The 6,080-nt window shown below is 56.7% G+C and carries 6 protein-coding genes; 4 read left to right on the top strand and 2 right to left on the bottom strand.

Translation table 11 applies throughout. The features are described 5' to 3' along the window. Positions 1–161: 161 nt before the first annotated feature. Both soxX and NUV55_RS13460 read right to left on the bottom strand, forming a co-directional pair. On the bottom strand, positions 162–575 hold the full coding sequence (soxX, locus tag NUV55_RS13465) for a sulfur oxidation c-type cytochrome SoxX (protein WP_296673803.1): 414 nt from the start codon (positions 573–575) through the stop codon (positions 162–164). A 310-nt stretch (positions 576–885) separates the two neighbouring features. Then, positions 886–2,337, bottom strand: a complete 1,452-nt coding sequence (locus NUV55_RS13460) for a M48 family metalloprotease (protein WP_296673802.1) — start codon at positions 2,335–2,337, stop codon at positions 886–888. Positions 2,338–2,778: 441 nt separating this feature from the next. Between NUV55_RS13460 and NUV55_RS13455 the strand changes: the two genes are divergently transcribed. The 4 genes from NUV55_RS13455 to NUV55_RS13440 all read left to right on the top strand — a co-directional run bounded on the left by NUV55_RS13455 (position 2,779) and on the right by NUV55_RS13440 (position 6,031). Continuing rightward, complete coding sequence (locus NUV55_RS13455; protein ID WP_296673800.1) at positions 2,779–3,003, top strand: sulfurtransferase TusA family protein; 225 nt, start codon at positions 2,779–2,781, stop codon at positions 3,001–3,003. A gap of 288 nt (positions 3,004–3,291) precedes the next feature. After that, positions 3,292–3,729, top strand: a complete 438-nt coding sequence (locus NUV55_RS13450; protein WP_296673798.1) for a glycine cleavage system protein H — start codon at positions 3,292–3,294, stop codon at positions 3,727–3,729. A 47-nt stretch (positions 3,730–3,776) separates the two neighbouring features. Beyond that, on the top strand, positions 3,777–4,922 hold the full coding sequence (locus NUV55_RS13445) for a hypothetical protein (RefSeq protein ID WP_296673797.1): 1,146 nt from the start codon (positions 3,777–3,779) through the stop codon (positions 4,920–4,922). Then, complete coding sequence (locus tag NUV55_RS13440) at positions 4,919–6,031, top strand: lipoate--protein ligase family protein (protein WP_296673795.1); 1,113 nt, start codon at positions 4,919–4,921, stop codon at positions 6,029–6,031. Before NUV55_RS13445 ends, NUV55_RS13440 begins: the two co-directional genes overlap by 4 nt. The last annotated feature ends 49 nt before the right edge of the window (positions 6,032–6,080 follow it).

Below are 6,080 nucleotides of genomic sequence, written 5' to 3'. Positions count from 1 at the left end.
GGAACAGGCCGGTGCTGCCGACACCGACCAAGACGGCGGTGGCGAGCGTGTTCTTGAGGAAGAGACGGCGGGGAAGGTGGGTCACGGGGTCCTCCGATATATTTGAATTGATTTCATTACCCGCGCACGATTTCGTGATGTGTGGGCGCGCAGGATGGATGTCATAACGTGAGAATAAATTCCACGACCTTGTCGATTTCATCCGATGTCAGGAGCTGATGCCGTCCAAACGGGGGCATGACCGTGTCCGGATTGGTCTTGGAAGCATCATGTATTTGTGCGCGCAGCTTGGCCTTGTCGGGCCAGCGCTGCGCCATGTTTTCCATCTTGGTGGCGATGTTGCCGGAAGAGATCCCGGCAATTTGATGGCAACCCATGCAATTGCCCTTGCGGCGGTCGAGCACGATGCATCCACCCTGCGTGACGGCATCCTTGGGCGGATTGTCTTTGTCCTTGCAGACCTTGGAGTCCGGTGCTTTACCCGCTGCCAGCACCGCAGGCGCGGCCAACAATGAGCCCAGCCCCAACAGCACCGCGGCGCCGCCGGTTAAAACGATGTGGGTGATTTTCTGCATTGCTCCTCCTGCTGTTGTCTGTTTAACGATGCGGCTGTAATCAACCTTGATTCTGCGATTGCCAAGGGACTCTCAATAGAGACCCACCCAGCCCCAAACATGCATGGGGGAAAACAGGATACCTCTCTCACCGGGAATGACAAGCCCCTTAAATTAAATATTTGGCCGCTTACATTAATGTAAATAAGCACCTATTAATGAAGCCCAGCCTGTATCTATACTATTGCACGTATTCTGAATACAGGCGGTATTCAGTACCGCCATTTAGACGCACCGTTGCAGGAAAATATTCCCCGTTTTATCGGGCCCGTTATTTTTTCTGGTAGACGGCAATTTCTTCCTTGATAGCGGCCATTCTGGCTTCGAGGCTGGATTGCAGGTAAAAATTGTCACCCGCGAAACGGGTGGCAAGCTGGAGTTGTTCGATCGCTGCGTTGGGATTACCGCTCAGGTAATAGTGTTCGGCCATGGCCTTGTGGGCCTCGTAGTGGGCGCCGCTGCCGCCCGCGGCCTGTGCCAGCATTCGGTATAGCTCAGGATCCTCCGGCCGGCGTTGCAGGGCGTTTTTGAGCAGATCCCTGGCCTGACGGTGTTTCCCGGTTTTGAGCAGGGCGCTGGCATAATTCTGTATCAGCGTGGCATTCGCGGGGGCCTTGGCGTAGGCATCGACGTAGATGGCCTGCGCCTGTTTGTAGTTCTCTGCCGACATCTCTGTTTCCGCCTGAAGTATGCGGTAAGAAATCCGGTTCGGCTGTTTTTTAACAAGTTTCTGAACCTCCGCGCGCGCTGTCGCGAGCTGTCGTACGCGCAGCAGTGCCACGGCATAACCATAGCGTTCGGCTTCTGCATTGAAATACTTTCCTTGCGCCAGGTTTTCCCTGAATCCACGCACAATTTCTTCCTGATTGCCGGGGGCCAATGCGCGAATTTTCGCGCGCACATGCTGGAAGTCGCTGCTCTCGGATGCACGGCGCACCTTGAATTTCTCGGCGCGGTTGCGTGAGTCGGCAATGCGGTTGGTGGTGACTGGATGCGTGCGTAGAAATTCCGGAAGATTGGTGTCGTTTAGCCGGTTGAGATTCTGCATCTGCTCGAAAAATGCCGGCATGGCGCGCGGGTCGAAGCCGGATTGCGCAAGAATCTGCATGCCGATGCGGTCCGCTTCCTCTTCGAATGTGCGTGTGTAATTGATTCCTTTCTGGGCGACCGCGGCACTGGTGAGCGCAATTGCCGCCTCGCCACCTTGATGGCCGGAGCTGGCCAGCAGGATGCCCGCCAGCACCGCGGCCAGGGCCGGGAGCGTGGTGCGCTGTGATTCCGCGATCAGTCGCGGGATATGTCGTTGCGTGATGTGGGCAGTTTCATGCGCCAGCACCGAGGCCAGCTCGGCCTCGCTCTGGGTGGCCAGAATCAAGCCGGTGTGTACGCCGATAAATCCGCCGGGCACGGCAAAGGCGTTGATACTGGGATTGTCGATGACGAAAAAGCGGAAATCTTGTTTCGGATTGTCACTGTGCGATACCAGTCGCTGGCCGAGCGACTGGATATATTCGCTGATCTCCGGATCGTTCATGAACGCCAGGGTCCGGCGTGCTTGGCGCATCAGGTCTTCGCCCAGCTTGCGTTCCTGCGCGGGTGAAATCACCGCAATGGATTCATCGCCCAGATCGGGAAGGTTGGTGTTGTCGGCGTAGGCAGGGAGATGGCCGGTCGGATACAACAGACTTGCCGCCAGTAACACCCGCCATGTTGTGCGAAGCATGTTTTTCATTGTATGGCGATAATTCAAAAACATCGATTCAGAAGTAGCCCATAAACCGTCGATATATCTTTACCTGTTGCCGTTCTCCGGGACAAACCGCCGGTGGTTGGCGGCCCAAGCTGTTTGAGGTGGTTTATCGCCCCTCGTGGCCGCTGATGTGGGTTCAGGTCTGCCGCGCCAGAGCTTGTGTTGCGCGTAAACGCCGCGATTCCAGACTGAATGGTGGCTAAATCCCTGTATTTCAATAGCTTATCCTGACTAATGAGAGCGTAGAAGTTGAGATTTGTTCCCCGGGCCATGCTCCAGAATCAGGATATTTCAGGGATATTGGTTGTTCGGCTGCTTTGAGCAGCCTGTTTGATACTAAATAAGAAATCTATAATATGTCGCCCTCAGACTGCTAATCACTATTCAGATATTTCGTTTTTTCGAGGAGGAATAATGGCTGATCAAGATCTAGATGCACGCGGGCTTAACTGCCCGCTCCCGATTCTGCGCGCCAAGAAAGCGCTAAACACTCTGACCACCGGTCAGACGCTGCGCATCATTGCAACCGATCCGGGTTCGGTGAAGGATTTTCAGGCGTTTGCCAAGCAAACGGGCAACCAATTGATGGAGTCCAACGAAGCCAACGGCGAATACACCTTCATATTGAAGAAGGCGTAAATCCTGCAACAAAGTAATCCGTTGCCGGGAATGACGAGTAGGATTCTTAACTAGGGACGTTTACCCCCGGGAGAGGGAGGGAGATGCGCATCGATCACAGTCGAAGCGTCGGTCTTCCGAGAGATGAGCTGGAACAAGGGGCGCCATGGGCGCCCCTTTGTTGTTTATGCGGCAGTGGCGTGTGCAGAATTTGAGGCGCGTCAATACTTTGAGGTAGAGACGGGCCTATTCTTCTCCGTGGCATCGACGTACAGGCAACACTCTTCAACACACAGCAGGAGGCCGGACATGGGCGCAGTAAGAGGATGCAATCTTCCCGATGACTTGATGTACAACGTGGAAAGCAATGTTTGGGCAAAGCGTGAAGCGGATGGCAATGTCACCGTTGGTTTGACCGCCTATGCCTGCTCGCTGGCGGGTGAAATCGTTTCCTACACACCGAAGAAGATCGGCAAGGCAGTTGAAAAGGACAAATCCTGCGCCACCGTGGAATCCGGCAAGTGGGTGGGGCCGGTGAAGACACCGGTGGCAGGCGAAGTGGTGGCGGTGAATGAGGCGGTCTCGGCCAAACCCGGCACTATCAACCAGGATCCCTATGCCCAGGGCTGGGTGGTGAAGGTGAAACCATCCAATTGGGATGCGGATATTACCAGCCTCAAGACCGGTGCGGCGGCCATGACCTCATTTGAGGCCAAGATGCAGGCCGATGGTTTCAAGGGCTGTTAAGGACCCCAGGCGGAATTGATTTCACCACGGCTTGCACGAGGCAGTGCATGACGAAATGGCGGCACATTGCGGAGAGTATCGAGACACTGGAAGGCTTGGCCTTGCAGGACGATCTCGTTGCCGAGCTTGAGAGGCGTCGGTCGCGCCTGTCTTCTCCTCAACCCGGCATTCATTTCTATACTCCCACTTTCAAATCGTTTCAGACATCGGAAATCAAAGGCTGCGGGCGCAATGCCTGGCCGGCAATTTCCATCACCGGTTCCGACTGCAAACTCCAGTGTGATCACTGCAAGGCGAAGATTCTCGAGCCGATGACCGCGGCGCGCACGCCGGAGCAATTGTGGACAGCGGTCGAAGGCCTTGTTGCTGGCGGCGCTCAGGGTATGTTGTTGACGGGCGGCTCCAATCATCGCAACGAAGTCGAATACGATCCTTATTATCCCGTCGTCCGTCGTGTCAAGGATACGTGGCCGTCTTTTAAAATTGCCGTGCACACGGCGCTGGTGGATACCGGCGCTGCGCAGCGCATGGAGGATGCCGGCATCGACGTTGCCATGATGGACGTGATAGGTGCGCAGGAGACCATCACGCAGGTCTATCATCTCAAGCGCCCGGTCGCGGACTTCGAGCGTACGCTCGAAACCCTGGTGGCCACAAAAATGAAAGTGGTGCCCCATATTGTCATCGGGCTGCACTATGGGCGCCTGCTGGGTGAACGGAACGCGCTCGAAATAATCCGTCGTCACCAGCCCGATGCGCTGGTGCTGGTGGTGGTCATGCCAATGTATGCCACCCCCAAGCGCCCTTTCATCACACCCGATCCCCACGAGGTGGGCCGGTTTTTCCTCGAGGTGCGCGAGACGTTGCCGGATATTCCGCTCCTCCTCGGCTGCGCCCGCCCGCCGGGGGCGGCCAAGACGATTATCGACACATACGCCATCATGGCCGGCCTCAACGGCATGGCTCATCCATCGGACGGGATGGTCGAGTTGGCCGCGCGGCTGGGGCGTCCGGTACGGGTGACGCCGGCCTGCTGTTCCATTGCCGTGGGCGAGGAGGTCATGGCGCTCGAGACGGAGGACAAGAGCCTCACGCTCGATATTCAGACCATCCTCAAACAAGAGCAACAACGGCGCCGCCTGAAAGGAATCCAGGTGGTCAGTGAAGGAACCGGAGGCTGCTGCGGCACATGACTGCTTCTTCTCGCGATCGTTGGCGCCTGATCGACACCGGGTTACGACCGGCAGCAGAAAACATCGCCATCAACCGCGCCATGCTCGACGCGCATCAGGAGGGGCTGATCCCGCACACGCTGCGTTTCCTGCGCTTCCAGCCGAGCGCACTCGTCGGTTTTCATCAGAGTGTGGAACAGGAGCTGCGTACGGATTATTGCGCGACGCACGGGATTGCCATCCAGCGGCGCATCACTGGTGGGGGCGCGATTTATTTTGACGAAACCCAGATCGGCTGGGAGCTGTATCTCCACCGGCGCGTGCTGGGCACGGCCGACATGCAGGAAATCTCCCGGCGCATCTGCGAAATGGCAGCCGCCGGGATGCGCCGTCTCGGCGTGGATGCGCAGTTTCGCCCGCGCAATGACATCGAGGTCAACGGCCGAAAAATCTCCGGCACCGGCGGTGCTTTCGAGGGCGATTCGATCATGTACCAGGGGACGCTACTGATCGATTTCGATATCGAGAAGATGCTGCGCGTGCTGCGTATCCCGGTGGAGAAATTGTCCGACAAGGCCATCGCCTCGGCGCGTGAGCGCGTGGCTAATTTGAAGGACCTGCTTGGCGTCGCGCCGGAGAGGGAAACAGTCATGGAGTCTCTGGCGCAATCCTTCGCCGAAGGCTTCGGTGTCGAGTTCGAACCGGTGGCAACCATGAGCGGACCCGAACAGGAAAAATTCATTCAGGCCCTGGCAGAAATAGATCATCCGGACTGGATCAATCTTGTCAGTCGCCCCTTGACCGATGCGCCGATCCTTGAAGGACTGTACAAGGCTGACGGTGGATTAATGCGAGTGGTGCTTGCCGTGGATAAGCCAGCCAACCGGATCAAGCAGGCCTGGTTCACGGGTGATTTTTTCGTCAACCCCAAACGCATGATCGTGGATCTCGAAGCGGCGTTGCGCGATTCCTCACTGACGGCATATCGCCATACCGTGAATGAGTTTTTCAGACGTTACCCGGTGGAGATGTTGCGGCTGCGCCCGGAAGATTTCTCCCAAACAATCGAAAATGCACTGGTTGCGCTTACCGCGGAATCCGTTCCTGTAGCCGGAGGTGTGACGCCATGACTGAAGTTCTGATTTATATGATTATCTACCGCAGAGAACACGGAGTACG

Origin of the sequence: Sulfuricaulis sp., from assembly GCF_024653915.1 — a bacterium.
GTDB lineage: Bacteria > Pseudomonadota > Gammaproteobacteria > Acidiferrobacterales > Sulfurifustaceae > Sulfuricaulis.
This window is presented reverse-complemented; position numbering and strand designations above follow the sequence as displayed.